The organism is Kibdelosporangium aridum (genome assembly GCF_900176515.1).
Lineage (GTDB): Bacteria > Actinomycetota > Actinomycetes > Mycobacteriales > Pseudonocardiaceae > Kibdelosporangium > Kibdelosporangium aridum.
This window is the reverse complement of the sequence record NZ_FWXV01000006.1, coordinates 481947-495534: the sequence shown is the minus strand read 5'-3', so window position 1 is coordinate 495534 and position 13588 is coordinate 481947. Positions and strand designations below refer to the sequence as shown.

The following is a 13588-nucleotide window of genomic DNA, read 5'->3' as shown; positions in this document are numbered from 1 at the left end:
GTGGCCCTTTTATGATGCCACTTTGCCAAAGACACTGGTAGCCGTGACCCGACCTCAACTATCGCCCACACCCCGCAGCACAATCAAACGCGGGAAGAAACGTGCCGTCACCGACCGGGCCGTACTGGAAAGCATCCTCGACGCCGGGCTCATCTGCCACCTGTCCGTCGTCATCGACGGCTCGCCCGTCGTGCTGCCAACCGGATACGGCCGTGACGGCGACACCTTGTACATCCACGGCTCCAGTGGCGCGCTGAGCCTGCGCAGTGCGCTGGAGAACGAGATCTGTGTCGCGGTCACACTGCTCGACGGGATCGTCTACGCCCGTTCGGTGTTCCACTTCTCCGCGAACTACCGCTCGGCGGTGATCCACGGACCCGCTCGTCTGGTCGAATCCCCGGAGGAACGCCTGCACGGCTTGCGCGTGCTCACCGAACACATGGCGCCGGGCTCGTGGGAGCACAGCCGCCAGCCCAATGCGAAGGAACTGGCCAAGACGACAGTGCTGGCGTTGTCGTTGGAGGAGGCCGCTGTGAAGGTCCGCTCTGGCGGTCCCGGCGACGAACCCGAAGACATCTCCGACGATGTCGCATGGGCCGGCGTGCTTCCGTTGACGCAGCAGTGGAGCGCGCCGGTCCCCAGCGACGACCTCTCATCGGGCTGGGAGATCCCGGCACACGTTATGGATAGGTACGCATCTCGCGGGTAGTGCGGTACACGTGGATGCTCACCGCGGGGTCGGGGCCGTTGTTGGACACCTGGTGCACGTAGTGCGGCGCGAACACCCGCGACTGTCCCGGCTGCAACTCAAGGGTCGTGTTGGCGCGCATGACGCGCTCGGTCAGTACACCTGAGACGATTGTGAACGCACCGGTCGCGCTGCCGTGGTCGTGCAGATCCGTTGACTGACCCGGCAACCAGCTCATCAGCCAGACCTCGTGGTCGTCGGTGCGCTCCAGCAACGTGGAGAACCGCTCGACCGGGTCGTAGCGCAGGTGGCTCTTCCAGCGGTCCCGGTCGAGCGCGAACTCGGTCGCGATCCGGGCCGGGTGCTTGTGGGCAGGAGCAGCAGCTAGGGCAACGGTGTTCTCGGGTACGGCGAACATGGAGATTCCTCGGAAAATGGCGTGAGCGATGACAGCGGGCCGATCACCGAGGAAGACACAGTGCGCTCGCGACGAAACCGAGGTCGATGTGACCCCGTCCGTCAGCCATAGCGCGCATCATGCCGAATAGGAAAGCAGCGGACTCGAAGTCCGTCAAATCACGTCCACGAAGTGGACCGGGCTGCCGCATGTGACACGTGTGACACATGCGGCAGCAGTGTCTGTTGTGGACGTCAGGCGTCGAGTGCCGCGAGGACGTCGGCCACCAGGTCGTCGGTGTCCTCACATCCGGCCGAGAACCTGACGAACCCCTCGGGCACCGGATCGCCCCACTGTGCCCGCCGGTCGGCAGTGCTGTGCACGCCACCGAAACTCGTCGCCGCGGTCACCAGCTTCGACGCGGCGAGGAACCGCTCGACCGCGTCACGTGATTCGAGGGTGAACGTGAAAACCCCGTTGAACCGGCGCATCTGCTTGGCAGCGATGACGTGGGACGGATCCGCCACGGCCCCAGGCCATCGCAGGCCCGACACCCGCTGATGCCCGCGCAGCGCCAAGTAAAGCGCCCCGGCGTTCTGAGCCTGGCGGGCCAGCCGTAGATCCAAAGTGCTCAACCCGCGGTGCGCCAGCCAGGTCTCGAACGGCCCCGGGATCCCGCCGCGCAGCGTCCTGCTCTGGCGAATTCTCGCCGCCAGCTCAGCCGAGCGGCAGGTCACGTGTCCCAGCAGGACATCGCTGTGCCCGGACAGTGCCTTGCTGTCACTGCACACCACGATGTCCGCGCCCAGTTCCAACGGACGCTGGCCGATGGGTGTCGCGGTCGTGTTGTCCACAGCCAAAAGGGCGCCAGCGTCGTGCGCCGCCGCAGCCAACACAGTGATATCGCACACATCGAGACCCGGGTTGGACGGCGTCTCCACCAAAACGAGGTCCGCGCCTGCGAAGGACGGCCACGGTCCGGTCGTCGGCACTTCGACGACGGCAACCGGCAACTCGGCGGCGAGCGATCGGGTCAAGTAGTAACCGTCCGAAGGCAACACGACTTTCTCAGACGCCAGCCCGAGCACTGCGGCGATCGCGGCCATCCCGGACGCGAAGACCACGCATTCCCCGCCGTCCAACGAGCCGATCGCGGACTCCAGGGCACGGTACGTCGGGTTGTCCGACCTGCCGTAGCCATAGGACTCGTGCCCGGCGTGGAACCCCGTCGCGAAAACCGGTGAAGCCAGCAAAGGATTTCCCGGCTCCGGCTCGGCCAGACCGCCGTGCACGCAACGCGTCCCGTCGCCGTAGTCCGTCATCGCTCCGGCCTGACCTTTCGGCCGATCAGCTCGGCACCCGCCTCACGCGGGTCAAGACCGTCGTGGCAGACCCGGTGCACCACCTCGGTAATCGGCATGTCCACACCGTGGCGCACGGCCAGCGCCCGGATGGACGAACAGGACTTCACGCCTTCGGCCACCTGTCCGTGCGTCGCTTCCTGCGCCTCGGCCACCGTTTGCCCACGGCCGAGCCGCTCACCGAAAGTCCGGTTGCGCGACAACGGCGACGAGCAGGTCGCGACCAGATCTCCCAGCCCGGCAAGGCCTGCGAAGGTCATCGGGTCGGCGCCGAGTGCCATCCCCAGCCGGGACGTCTCGGCGAGGCCGCGGGTGATCAGCGTGGCCAGTGTGTTGCTGCCGAAGCCAAGACCGGACGCCATGCCGCAGGACAGGGCGATCACGTTCTTGCACGCCCCACCGAGTTCGCAGCCGATCACGTCGGTGTTCGTGTACGGCCTGAAGTACCCGGTCGTGCTCGCGTGCTGCAGATCGATCGCACGATCGTGGTCCTCACACGCGATCACGGTCGCGGTCGGCTGTTCCCGCGCGATCTCCATGGCCAGGTTCGGTCCGGACACCACGGCGACGTGATCCGACGGCACACCGGCGACTTCCGCGACCACCTCGCTCATCCGCTTGAGCGTGCCCAGTTCCACGCCTTTGGCCAGGCTGACCAGCGTGGCACCGGCCGGAAGCCGCCACTGGGACAGGTTCGCCCGCAGGCTCTGGCTCGGCACCGCCAAGATGACCGCCTCGGCGCCGTCCAGCGCCTCGGCGGGGTCCGATGTGGACGTCAGGTTGTCCGGCAGCCGGATCCCCGGCAGGTAGTCCGGGTTCTCGTGCTCGCTGGTGACGGCCGCCGCGACTTCCGGGCGGCGCGCCCACAACACGACGTCACGGCCTGCGTCGGCCATCACCTTGGCGTAGGTCGTTCCCCATGAACCCGCGCCGAGCACCGCGATCCGCCTCAGGGACATCTCAGCTCTCCGCCTTCTTCGGGTTGAAGAAACCGTCAGGGGCCTTCTCCCCGCGGATCTCGGCGAGCAACGCCTTCACGTCGTTCATGATGAACTCGGTCACCCGCATCAACGTGGTGTTGCTTGGCGGATCCTCGCCGCGGAACCCGGAAAGGTCGACCGGCTCGCCGACGTAGATCGTGACCGTCTTGCGCGGGAACGGCCGGAAGGTCTTGGTGTACCCGTTCAAGATGTGGTTGGTGCCCCACCGCGCGATCGGCAGCACCGGCACGTCGTTGGTCAGCGCGAGCCGCGCCACACCGGGGAAGGACCGCATCGGCCAGCCGTCCGGGTCCTTGCTGATCGTTCCTTCCGGATAGATGCAGACGAGCTTGCCTTCGCGCAACGCTTCGTTCGCCGCACGCAGACTGTCGGCGGCGTTGGCCGTGCCCCGGTAGACGGGGATGGTTCCCGCCCCGCCGATGATCTTGCCAGCGACCGGGATACGGAACAGGCTGTCCTTGGCCAGAAACCTCGGCACCCGCTTGTTGCGGTGCACGAAGACCGCGTCGACCACGGGATCGAGGTGGGAGATGTGGTTGAAGACCAGAATCGCACCGCCTTGGCGGGGAATGCGTTCCGCGCCGCGCGTCACCCGCTTGCCCAACCAGGTGATCGGGTAGAACACCGCAGCGGCGATCTTGACCCAGATCCCGTCCTTCTCACGACGCGCCAAGGCTCCTCCTATGCGAAACGACTGCATGGGAGTGTAGGACCCAGCACACGGTCCAAGTTTTGATGCAGAATCTCAAGGTGCAGACAGATCTCGTCGTGCCCGTGAAAAGGCTGCCCGATGCCAAGTCGCGGCTGCGGGGCACGGTACGTCCGGAAGAGCACACCAACCTGGTGCTGGCCGTGCTTTTGGACACAGTCACCGCGGCCGCGCAGGCCGACGGCGTACGCCGGGTCCTGGTGGTGAGCTCGGATCCGACGGTCGCCGGCGTGCTTGCCGCCGAAGGGTTCGAGTGCGTGCCCGAAGGCCGGTCCCCTGGTCTCAACGAAGCACTCCGCCACGGCGCCGCGGTGTTGCGGCAGTCGGACAGGACCGGACAAATAGGGGCGCTCCAGGCGGATCTGCCCGCACTGCGGCCGACCGACTTGGCCGCTGCGATCAAAACCGCTGATGGCAGGCGTGCTTTCTGCGCTGATCGGCAGACAACCGGAACGACGCTGCTGCTCTCGGCGGCAGGCGAGCCGCTGAATCCCAGGTTCGGCATAGGCTCGGCGCGCAAACACGCCGCCTCCGGCGCGATGGCGCTCACCGACAGCTGGGATTCCCTGCGGTGTGACGTCGATACCGTCGAAGATCTTCTGGTGGCCCGTGATCTGGGCCTCGGCCAGCGGACTTCCGAGTTGCTGTGCGCGATGGCATGTGGGCCGATCGAGTGTTAACCACGTTGTCCGCACACAGACGCGCACTTCGGCGATAAGTCCTGGACAATCAGGCTGTGAGCACCGACAGCAGCGACCAGCCGATCGCCCCGGCCCCACCGCCGGCTCCCACCAACCGGCCCGAGCGGACTGTTCCGTCGGCGCCGCCAGCGGCCACGACCGCGGCGGCGGCCATCGACGGCCTGCCCGACGACCGGTATTTCAACCGGGAACTGTCCTGGTTGGACTTCAACGCCCGGGTGCTGGCCCTTGCCGAGGACGAGTCTCAGCCCCTGCTCGAACGGGCCAAGTTCCTCGCGATCTTCGCGTCGAACCTGGACGAGTTCTACATGGTCCGGGTCGCCGGGTTGAAACGCCGCAGGGAGACCGGCCTTTCGGTGCGCAGCGCGGACGGGCTTACGCCGCGCGAGCAGTTGGCGTACATCGCCAAACGCAACCAGGAACTCGTCGAACAGCACTCGTTGGCGTTCGAACAGCGCATCCGGCCGGAACTGGCCGATCGCGGCATTCGCATCGTGCGCTGGGCGGAGCTGGCCGAGGACGACAAGCACCGGCTGCACGTCTACTTCACCGAACAGGTTTTCCCGGTGCTGACTCCGCTCGCGGTCGACCCGGCACACCCCTTCCCCTACATCTCCGGGCTGTCGCTCAACCTCGCTGTCACCGTTCGCGACCCGGAGGCGGGCACCGAGCGGTTCGCCCGCGTGAAGGTGCCGGACAACGTGCCGCGGCTGCTGCAGGTGCAGTCCAATGGGGACGAATGGAGTGCCACGTTCCTGCCGCTGGAAGACCTGATCGGAGCCCATCTCGGTGAGTTGTTCACCGGAATGGAAGTCACCGAGGTGCACGAGTTTCGGGTGACCCGCAACGCGGACCTGGAAGTCGAGGAGGACCGCGACGAGGACTTGTTGCTGGCGCTGGAGCGGGAACTGGCGCAGCGCCGGTTCGGCCCGCCGGTTCGGCTGGAAATCGCCAGCGACATGTCCGAGCACATGCAGGAACTGCTGCTGCGTGAGCTCGAAGTGGCGCCCAATGACGTCGTGGTCATCAACGGGCTGCTGGACTTGTCGTGCCTCTGGCAGCTGCATGCCGTTGACCGCAAGGACCTCAAGGACAGGCCGTTCGTGCCCGCGACGCACCCCGCGTTCGCCGAACACGAGACACCCAAGAGCGTCTTCGCGACGCTGCGGGAAGGCGACGTCCTGGTGCACCACCCGTACGACTCGTTCTCCACGAGCGTGCAACGTTTCATCGAGCAGGCGGCCAGCGATCCGCACGTGCTGGCGATCAAACAGACGCTGTACCGAACATCGGGTGATTCGCCCATTGTGGACGCGTTGATCGACGCGGCCGAAGCGGGCAAGCAGGTCGTGGCGCTGGTGGAGATCAAGGCGCGGTTCGACGAGCAGGCGAACATCAAGTGGGCGAGGGCGCTGGAGAAGGCGGGCGTGCACGTGGTCTACGGCCTCGTCGGGCTCAAGACGCACTGCAAGACCTCGCTCGTGGTGCGCCAGGAAGGATCGACGATCCGGCGTTACTGCCACATCGGAACGGGTAACTACAACCCGAAGACCGCGCGGCTGTACGAGGACATCGGCCTGCTCACCGCCGAGCCCGCGATCGGCGCGGACCTGACCGACCTGTTCAATGTGCTGACTGGATACGCACGACAGGACACGTACCGCAGCATTCTGGTGGCGCCGCACGGGATCCGGCGCGGCATCGTCGAGCGGATCGAACAAGAGATCGAATTCGCCCGCGCGGGCAAGCCCGCGGGGATCCGGATCAAGGTGAACTCGTTGGTGGACGAGCAGGTCATCGACGCGCTGTACCGGGCTTCCCAGGCCGGTGTGCCGGTTGACGTGGTGGTGCGGGGAATCTGCGCACTCAAACCGGGGATCGCGGGGCTGAGCGAGAACATCAGGGTGCGCTCGATCCTCGGTCGCTTCCTCGAGCACTCCCGGGTGCTCCATTTCGCCGGGGCGGCCGAGCACTGGATCGGCAGCGCGGACTTGATGCACCGCAATCTGGATCGCCGGGTCGAAGTGCAGGTACCGGTCCGCAATCCGCGGCTGGTAAAACAATTGGACGCCATGTTCGATTCGGCGACCGACCCGAACACCCGCTGCTGGGTGTTGCAACCGGACGGCGAATGGGAGCCGTCGCCGCAAGACAGCGAGCAGGTGCGTGACCACCAACGGGAAATGATCCTGCTGCATGGGGCAACGGGCTGACGTGTCACACCGCTCTATCGCGGCAGCGGGTGCTGTCGCATGGCAAGAGGACGGGACGGTCGCCGTGGTGCACCGTCCCCGGTACGACGACTGGACGCTGCCCAAGGGGAAAGTCGACGCCGGCGAGACCGTGCCGCACGCGGCGGTGCGGGAACTGGCCGAGGAGACCGGCTTCCGCGTGGTGCTGAGCAGGCACCTGAACACCATTCGGTATTCGGTGCAGGGCTCGGCGAAGCGCGTGGACTACTTCGCCGCGAAGGCGGTCGGCGGATCCTTCGAGCCGAACGAGGAAGTTGACGAGCTGCGCTGGCTGCCGGTGGACAAGGCACGGGAAATCCTGACTTACCCACAGGATGCCGACGTGCTCACGGAGTTCACCCGGCTGCCGGCCGTCACCGCGACTGTGCTGCTGGTACGGCACGCGAAGGCCGGGAAACGAGAAGGCTGGACAGGCCCCGACATCGAGCGACCGCTGTCGCCTGCCGGTCGGCGGCAGGCGGCCGCGCTGCGGGAGTTGCTGCCGCTGTTCGGCGCGAACCGAATGTATTCGGCGCCGCCCGCGCGGTGTGTGCAGACGATTGCGGGCCTGGCCGAAGATCTCGGTAGGACGGTGGAGGTCGAGCCGTCGCTTGGCGAACAGGAGTATTCGAGCGCCCCCGACGCCACCCTGCGCCGGTTGCGCGAAATCGCCTCGAGCGAGGGGATCCCGGTGGTGTCCAGCCAGGGCGGCGTGATCCCCGGCCTGATCTCTGCGTGCGCCAAGGAATCGGGCCTTGACCTGCCCGAAGTGCGTGCCAAGAAGGGCAGTGTGTGGCTGCTGACATTCGTCCATGCGGGACTCAGGCTGGCTGCGGCCGATTACTATCCCAGCCCACTTCCGAAGCCCTGAAACACCGTTGGGGCAATTCCCCGGCAAACCACCGGCTATGCCCCCAAAGTGGCATTGGGTGCATCCGACGGCCCCCGGCGCGGCTTTCCGGGCATGCCTGAAACCCCTGGATATGCCCCCGAAGTGGCGTTCGGGGCGGCGCGCCCGCGGATGCTGGTGACGATGCCCCGAAAGTGGAGTGGGGAGCATCCGCAGAACCGTCGCAATGCCCCCAAAGTGGCGTTCGGAGCGTCCGGAACCCTCGTTATGCCCCCAATGTCACACCTGAGGCATCCGGCGCACACAACTGCCCCGTTGAGACGCCTGTGAGCGCCACAGGCGCGACAGGGGTCACTGGATGACCCGGGACCTGTTCCGGCGCACAACAAAGCCGTGAGGGCCACCCAGGCGTCCCCGGGCGGCCCTCACGGCTTTGTGGATACTGCTTACTTCTTGCGCGTCGACGGCTTCTTCGCGGCGGCGGCGGAGGTCTTCTTCGCCGTGGCCTTCGCAGTCGTCTTGGCAGCAGGCTTCGCAGCTGCACGACGGGTCGTCGTGGTCTTCGCTGCCGGCTTCGCAGCAGTCTTGGCCGTCTTGGTGGCGGCCGTCTTGCGGGCGGTGCTCGCGGCGGCCGTCTTACGGGTCGTCGAAGCCGTGGTGCGAGTGGCAGCGGCACGCGTGCTGGTGCCGGTGCTACGCGAGGCTGCCGGCTTGGCGGCGGCAACCTTCGGCAGCTTCTTCGCGCCGCTCACAACCTCTTTGAAGCCGGTGCCGGGCCGGAACGCTGGCACATTGGTCTTCTTGACCTTCACGGTCTCACCGGTACGCGGGTTGCGCGCGGTACGGGCTGCACGGGCGCGCTTCTCGAAAACGCCGAAGCCGGTGATGTTGACCTTCTCGCCCTTGTTGACCGTACGAACGATCACGTCGACGAGACCGTCGACCGCAGCGCCTGCGGTCTTCTTGTCGCCCAGGCGTTCCGTGAGCGCCTCGATGAGCTGGGCCTTGTTCACCCTTCTGTCCTCCACTATGACCACATGACGGTTACGGCCTTTTGCGGCCGACTTCTCGCCACCATATGCCGAAAAGCGCGCGACCACCACGCGCCACGCCATATTTTTGCTTATGAGTTTTGCGATCCGCCCATCGGGGTGACATTTGGGCCCGGAATCAGCCCGTCAGGCAAGGGTTGTGGAGGGCTTCCAGACGGGGCGGGAAGCTTCGAACGAATCGATCGCGTCGGCGTGTCGAAGTGTCAGCGCGATGTCGTCCAACCCTTCCAAGAGGCGCCAACGGGTGTAGTCGTCGATGCGCAACGGCGCGGTGAAGTCCTTCGCTGTGACAAGCCTTTCCCGCAGGTCGACGGTCACTTCGGTACCCGGCTCGGCCTCAAGCAACTTCCACAGCTGCTCGATGTCGTGCTGCTCAACGACTGCCGCCAAGAGTCCTTGCTTGCCCGCGTTGCCGCGGAAGATGTCGGCGAAGCGGGACGACAGCACGGCGCGGAAGCCGTAGTTGGACAGCGCCCAAACGGCGTGCTCGCGCGACGAACCGGTGCCGAAGTCCGGTCCGGCGACCAGGACGCTGCCGTTGCGGTACGGCTCCTGGTTGAGCACGAACTGCTCGTCCTGGCGCCACGCGGCAAACAGACCGTCCTCGAAACCGGTCTTGCTGACCCGTTTGAGGTAGACGGCCGGGATGATCTGGTCCGTGTCCACGTTGGACCTGCGGAGGGGGACACCGACCCCCGTGTGCTTGGTGAAAGGCTCCATGACGTGCTTCTTCTTTCAGTCCAGGAGGTCTTCTGTGCTGATGCTCGACCCTGCAAGCAGGTCTTCGGGAGAGGACAGCGTGCCGCGCACGGCAGTGGCGGCGGCGACGAGCGGCGAGACGAGGTGCGTGCGGCCGCCCTTGCCCTGCCTGCCCTCGAAGTTGCGATTTGATGTCGATGCGCTGCGCTCGCCCGGCTTGAGCTGGTCCGGGTTCATGCCAAGGCACATCGAGCACCCGGCGGAGCGCCACTCGGCACCGGCCGACAGGAAAACCTCGTGCAGCCCCTCGGACTCCGCGGCTTCGCGAACGCGCATTGAACCGGGGACGACCAGCATCCGTACCCCACTGGCGACTTTGTGCCCACGCAGCACGCTCGCCGCGGCACGCAGGTCCTCGATCCGGCCATTGGTACATGAACCGAGGAAGACGGTGTCGACCTGGATCTCGCGCAGCGGGGTGCCCGGCTTGAGGTCCATGTAGGACAGGGCCTTCTCGGCGGCGAAGCGCTCGTTCTCGTCGGCGATCTGTTCCGGGTCAGGAACCTTTTCAGACAGCGGCAGACCCTGACCGGGGTTGGTGCCCCACGTCACGAACGGCGTGAGGGTGTCCGCGTCGAGGTTCACTTCACTGTCAAAGACAGCGTCATCGTCGGTGCGCAGCTCTGTCCACGCTGCCACGGCGGCATCCCAGTCGGCACCCTGCGGAGCGTGCTTGCGCCCCTTGAGGTACGCGAAGGTCGTCTCGTCCGGTGCGATCAAACCGGCGCGCGCGCCCGCTTCGATGGACATGTTGCAGATGGTCATCCGCGCTTCCATGGACAGCTCTTCGATGGCGCTGCCGCGATATTCCAATACATATCCCTGTCCGCCACCGGTTCCGATCTTCGCGATGACGGCGAGGATGATGTCCTTGGCGGTGACCCCGGGACGCAGCGAGCCGGAGACGTTGATCGCCATGGTCTTGAACGGCTTGAGCGGAAGCGTCTGAGTCGCCAGCACGTGCTCGACCTCGGAAGTGCCGATGCCGAACGCCATCGCGCCGAACGCGCCGTGCGTCGAAGTGTGACTGTCGCCGCACACCACGGTCATCCCGGGCTGTGTGAGACCGAGCTGCGGGCCGATCACGTGCACGATGCCCTGTTCGTCGTGCCCCATCTGATAGAGCGGGACGCCGAACTCGGCACAGTTCTTGCGGAGCGTCTCAACCTGGGTCCGGGACACCGGATCGGCGATCGGCAGCTGGATGTCGACCGTGGGGACGTTGTGATCCTCGGTGGCGACAGTGAGATCGGTGCGGCGGACCCTGCGGCCCGCCTGACGCAGCCCGTCGAACGCCTGCGGGCTGGTCACTTCGTGCACGAGGTGCAAGTCGATGTAGAGCAGATCCGGCTCATCACCTTCGCCTCGCCGTACTACATGTGAGTCCCACACTTTCTCAGCGAGCGTGTGGCCCATCGCTCCTCCAACGCAGATTTCGTGGTGGGTTCCCAGATACTGGACATCTCAGATATCGGGAAGTTAGTATCGTTGTGTGGGACAGCATAGCGGAATCGGTGTTCTCGACAAGGCAATGGCGGTGCTGCAGGCCGTTGCCAAAGAACCCTGTGGTCTGGCGGAACTCTGCACGAAGACCGGCCTGCCGCGCGCGACAGCGCACCGGCTCGCGGTCGGCCTGGAAGTACATCGGTTGCTACGCCGGGGATCCGACGGGCGTTGGCGGCCGGGCGCGGCTCTCTCAGAGCTCGCGGGCGGAGCGACAGACCCACTTCTCGACGCCGCGAACGCGGTCCTGCCCCGACTCCGTGACATAACCGGAGAAAGCGTCCAGCTCTACCGGCGTGACGGAATGCACCGGATCTGCATCTGCGCGGCAGAACCCCCTTCCGGCCTCCGCGACACCGTCCCAGTAGGTGCCCGCCTGCCGATGACCGCAGGCTCGGGCGCCAAGGTCCTTGCCGCGTGGGCAGATCCCGCGACGCAGCGAGCGTTGCTGAACGACGCGGTGTTCGGAGAGCGCGCCCTGCTTGAGGTCCGCCGCCGCGGCTGGGCGCAGAGCGTGGCGGAGCGTGAGCCAGGAGTGGCCAGTGTGTCTGCTCCGGTTCGTGATGGTGCTGGGAATGTTGTGGCTGCTGTGTCGGTCTCCGGCCCAATAGACCGGATGGGCCGCCGCCCCGGCTCCCGCTGGGCAGCAGATCTACTGGCCGCCGCCGACGCCCTCCACAACCGCCTCTGACCTCGCTTTTCACTCCACTGTGGACGTCCCTAATAGACGTCCACAGTGGAGTTTTTCTTCGCAGCGTGTTCAGAGGTTCTTTAAAAGACTCCGCCTCGCCTTGAGACCTGAGGTTCCTCAAAGATCGCAGGGAGGCCACCAAGAGGAGAGGGGCCGCCCTCCCTTCCTCCCGTCCGGCCTGCCCAAGGGAACCACGGGCTGTCAAGGAGGTCCGTACGGCAATCGCTCGGGGTCGCTTCGCGTAGGCGGACCCCCTTGACAGCCCGTGGATGGCTTCGCCCAGGCCAGACGGGAGGAAGGGAGCACGAAGCACCCCCCTGCGCTACCGCGCACAGAGGACGGCGGCGATCCGTACAGCCACCGCTCGGACCTGCTTTACGTAGGCGGATCACCGCCGCAAAAGACACCCCGCCAGGCCCCACCACGCAGCGAAGGCGAAGAAACAAAGCCCAAGCCAAAAAGCTGGAAAGCAAGAAAAGCCCCCGTGGGGGTGTGGGGGGCTCGGCCCCCCAAAATAATAGCGAAGCGGGTGCCGGAAAAGATGCGAAGCATCTGACCAGCACCCGCTACCCGCGTAGCCCCGACGGGATTTGAACCCGCGCTACCGCCTTGAGAGGGCGGCGTCCTAGGCCGCTAGACGACGGGGCCAGGAACTTTCTGTTTTCTTTTGTTGGAGGAATCCTAGCACTTGCTCCTAGGGGCTCTTCCGCTGGGGTACCAGGACTCGAACCTAGACTAACTGAACCAGAATCAGTCGTGCTGCCAATTACACCATACCCCACCGGCGTCTCGGACTGCTGTCCTTGGCGCCGGGACAGATAGTACGCGATGGGCCCTACGGGGTAAAAATCGGGGTCAGCATCGTGGGGCGGGCACGCTCACGGACGGTGTCACGTACTCGCTGACAAGCAGTGATGGCAGTTCTGTCAGGTCTGCGATCACGTGGACGTCCGCTGGGGCGTGTGCCGCGGGCTCGTCTTCGCGGTTGAGCCAGATGGCGTGCAGGCCGGCGTCGCGGGCGCCGATCGCGTCGAGGTCGAGGCGGTCCCCGATGTGCACCGCGTTGCTTGGGTTGACCTGAAGTTCCTGGCAGGCGGCGTGGAAGATGCCGCTGGCGGGCTTTGCCACGCCTCGCTCCCCTGCGATCACCACCGCGTCGAAGAAGCGGGTCAGGCCGAGGCACGCCATCTTGTCTCGCTGCGCGGGGCCCGAGGCGTTCGTCACAGCCGCGAGTTTGAGGCCTGCCGCGCGCATCCAGTCCAGGCACGGCAGCGCGTCCGTGAAGAGCCGCCAGCCGCTGCACATCTGGGTCTGTCGTCGATCTTCGAGTACTTGCACTGTCTCGTCGTCGAGCAGTACGCCCATGTCGGTAAGGAATGCCTTGGTTCGTTGCAAACGCATGGTCTTGGGATCAAGTTCGCCGGCTACCGCTCTGGCCACGTACTCGTCTGTGGTGTGCTGCCATGCCGGCCACATGTCGTCGCGACCGATCAGCGTGAATAATGCGGAACGCGCTGCTGAGGTGAAATCCACGAGTGTGTCGTCGATGTCCAGACAGACCGCCTTGATTTCCGGTGGATTGCCCACCGATCTGTCAAGCTCCGACCGCAACTCCAGCGCTGATGCCATCCAGAGACGATAGGCG

The 13588-nt window shown here is 65.8% G+C and carries 13 protein-coding genes and 2 tRNA genes; 5 read left to right on the top strand and 10 right to left on the bottom strand.

From position 1 onward, the window contains the following. Positions 1-43: 43 nt before the first annotated feature. Positions 44-709 (top strand): pyridoxamine 5'-phosphate oxidase family protein, encoded by a 666-nt coding sequence (locus B9C43_RS32755; RefSeq protein WP_033380334.1) that lies wholly within the window; start codon positions 44-46, stop codon positions 707-709. On the opposite strand, the gene B9C43_RS32750 is transcribed toward B9C43_RS32755, so the two are convergent. The 4 genes from B9C43_RS32750 to B9C43_RS32735 all read right to left on the bottom strand — a co-directional run bounded on the left by B9C43_RS32750 (position 681) and on the right by B9C43_RS32735 (position 4120). Next, positions 681-1106 carry a cysteine dioxygenase gene (locus B9C43_RS32750; RefSeq protein ID WP_084430670.1) on the bottom strand — a complete coding sequence of 142 codons (426 nt, stop codon included), beginning with the start codon at positions 1104-1106 and terminating at the stop codon, positions 681-683. The two genes, B9C43_RS32755 and B9C43_RS32750, sit on opposite strands and share 29 nt — an antisense overlap. Before the next feature lie 233 nt (positions 1107-1339). Beyond that, positions 1340-2407 (bottom strand): cystathionine gamma-lyase, encoded by a 1068-nt coding sequence (locus B9C43_RS32745; protein WP_084430669.1) that lies wholly within the window; start codon positions 2405-2407, stop codon positions 1340-1342. After that, positions 2404-3405 carry an NAD(P)H-dependent glycerol-3-phosphate dehydrogenase gene (locus B9C43_RS32740; RefSeq protein WP_084430668.1) on the bottom strand — a complete coding sequence of 334 codons (1002 nt, stop codon included), beginning with the start codon at positions 3403-3405 and terminating at the stop codon, positions 2404-2406. The genes B9C43_RS32745 and B9C43_RS32740 overlap by 4 nt, the downstream gene beginning before the upstream one ends. Before the next feature lies 1 nt (position 3406). Continuing rightward, on the bottom strand, positions 3407-4120 hold the full coding sequence (locus B9C43_RS32735; RefSeq protein WP_033380341.1) for a lysophospholipid acyltransferase family protein: 714 nt from the start codon (positions 4118-4120) through the stop codon (positions 3407-3409). A 77-nt stretch (positions 4121-4197) separates the two neighbouring features. Here B9C43_RS32735 and cofC point away from each other — a divergent pair, with 77 nt between their 5' ends. The 3 genes from cofC to B9C43_RS32720 are packed head-to-tail and all read left to right on the top strand — an operon-like array spanning position 4198 to position 7959. Next, positions 4198-4836 carry a 2-phospho-L-lactate guanylyltransferase gene (gene cofC, locus B9C43_RS32730; RefSeq protein ID WP_143446755.1) on the top strand — a complete coding sequence of 213 codons (639 nt, stop codon included), beginning with the start codon at positions 4198-4200 and terminating at the stop codon, positions 4834-4836. A gap of 56 nt (positions 4837-4892) precedes the next feature. Continuing rightward, positions 4893-7070, top strand: coding sequence for an RNA degradosome polyphosphate kinase (locus tag B9C43_RS32725; RefSeq protein ID WP_380142217.1), 2178 nt, complete (start codon positions 4893-4895; stop codon positions 7068-7070). Then, positions 7054-7959, top strand: coding sequence for an NUDIX hydrolase (locus B9C43_RS32720; RefSeq protein WP_084430665.1), 906 nt, complete (start codon positions 7054-7056; stop codon positions 7957-7959). Before B9C43_RS32725 ends, B9C43_RS32720 begins: the two co-directional genes overlap by 17 nt. 425 nt (positions 7960-8384) lie before the next feature. Here the strand turns inward: B9C43_RS32720 and B9C43_RS32715 are convergent, their stop codons facing one another. The 3 genes from B9C43_RS32715 to leuC form a co-directional block, all read right to left on the bottom strand. After that, positions 8385-8951: an HU family DNA-binding protein gene (locus B9C43_RS32715; RefSeq protein ID WP_033380345.1), complete on the bottom strand. Its 567-nt coding sequence runs from the start codon at positions 8949-8951 to the stop codon at positions 8385-8387. Between the two features lie 165 nt (positions 8952-9116). Beyond that, positions 9117-9710, bottom strand: a complete 594-nt coding sequence (gene leuD, locus B9C43_RS32710; RefSeq protein WP_033380346.1) for a 3-isopropylmalate dehydratase small subunit — start codon at positions 9708-9710, stop codon at positions 9117-9119. A gap of 15 nt (positions 9711-9725) precedes the next feature. Next, complete coding sequence (gene leuC, locus B9C43_RS32705; protein ID WP_084430663.1) at positions 9726-11165, bottom strand: 3-isopropylmalate dehydratase large subunit; 1440 nt, start codon at positions 11163-11165, stop codon at positions 9726-9728. Positions 11166-11241: 76 nt separating this feature from the next. Here leuC and B9C43_RS32700 point away from each other — a divergent pair, with 76 nt between their 5' ends. Further along, positions 11242-11943: an IclR family transcriptional regulator gene (locus tag B9C43_RS32700; RefSeq protein ID WP_200825797.1), complete on the top strand. Its 702-nt coding sequence runs from the start codon at positions 11242-11244 to the stop codon at positions 11941-11943. A 575-nt stretch (positions 11944-12518) separates the two neighbouring features. On the opposite strand, the gene B9C43_RS32695 is transcribed toward B9C43_RS32700, so the two are convergent. From B9C43_RS32695 to B9C43_RS32685, 3 genes are all read right to left on the bottom strand, one after another. After that, positions 12519-12591: transfer RNA gene (locus B9C43_RS32695), tRNA-Glu, on the bottom strand. 61 nt (positions 12592-12652) lie between these two features. Then, positions 12653-12724 (bottom strand) — tRNA-Gln (locus B9C43_RS32690). A 74-nt stretch (positions 12725-12798) separates the two neighbouring features. Continuing rightward, a complete protein-coding gene (locus B9C43_RS32685) occupies positions 12799-13572 on the bottom strand; it encodes an HAD family hydrolase (RefSeq protein ID WP_084430661.1) in 774 nt (257 codons plus the stop codon). Positions 13573-13588: the final 16 nt, after the last annotated feature.

What these genes read in the sequence shown, in the direction of transcription:
- B9C43_RS32750 (WP_084430670.1), bottom strand. Translation starts at nt 1,106, where the DNA reads ATGTTCGCCGTACCCGAGAACACCGTTGCCCTAGCTGCTGCTCCTGCC.
- B9C43_RS32745 (WP_084430669.1), bottom strand. Translation starts at nt 2,407, where the DNA reads ATGACGGACTACGGCGACGGGACGCGTTGCGTGCACGGCGGTCTGGCC.
- B9C43_RS32740 (WP_084430668.1), bottom strand. Translation starts at nt 3,405, where the DNA reads ATGTCCCTGAGGCGGATCGCGGTGCTCGGCGCGGGTTCATGGGGAACG.
- B9C43_RS32720 (WP_084430665.1), top strand. Translation starts at nt 7,054, where the DNA reads ATGGGGCAACGGGCTGACGTGTCACACCGCTCTATCGCGGCAGCGGGT.
- leuD (WP_033380346.1), bottom strand. Translation starts at nt 9,710, where the DNA reads ATGGAGCCTTTCACCAAGCACACGGGGGTCGGTGTCCCCCTCCGCAGG.
- leuC (WP_084430663.1), bottom strand. Translation starts at nt 11,165, where the DNA reads ATGGGCCACACGCTCGCTGAGAAAGTGTGGGACTCACATGTAGTACGG.
- B9C43_RS32685 (WP_084430661.1), bottom strand. Translation starts at nt 13,572, where the DNA reads ATGGCATCAGCGCTGGAGTTGCGGTCGGAGCTTGACAGATCGGTGGGC.